Source organism: Pseudomonas pudica (assembly GCF_015680405.1).
Classification (GTDB): domain Bacteria; phylum Pseudomonadota; class Gammaproteobacteria; order Pseudomonadales; family Pseudomonadaceae; genus Aquipseudomonas; species Aquipseudomonas pudica.
On record NZ_JADLJS010000110.1, the window covers coordinates 1 to 468 of the forward strand.

The 468-nt window shown below is 63.9% G+C and carries 1 protein-coding gene; it reads right to left on the minus strand.

The genetic code is table 11. The annotated features are described in order from the left end of the window. On the minus strand, nt 1–468 hold a 468-nt coding region (locus IRZ77_RS26695), incomplete at both ends, for a thiamine pyrophosphate-binding protein (protein ID WP_268868219.1).

Below are 468 nucleotides of genomic sequence, written 5' to 3' on the forward strand. Positions count from 1 at the left end.
GGATGCCGGTCTTGTCGATCAGTTGCTTGAGGACCTTGGCGGTCATCTTGCGGTTGGCGCCGGCGCCGATCACCAGGATCGGGTTGCGGGCTTTCTGCAGTTTTTCCACGGCGGCTTCGATGGCCTTGTGCTCGGCCAGCGGGCGACGGCTCAGGCTAGGCGGAATCGGCAGGCTTTCGGTCTGCTCGGCAGCGATGTCTTCCGGCAGCTCCAGGTGGACCGCACCCGGCTTCTCTTCTTCGGCCAGGCGGAAGGCTTCGCGCATACGGGCTGGGATGTTGTCGGCGGAAGCGAACTGGTGGGTGTACTTGGTGATGGGGTCCATCATGCCGCACACGTCGATGATCTGGAAACGGCCCTGCTTGGACTTCTTGATAGGCTTCTGGCCGGTGATCATCATCATCGGCATGCCGCCCAGGTAGGCGTAGGCGCTGGCGGTGACCAGGTTGGTGGCGCCAGGGCCGAGGG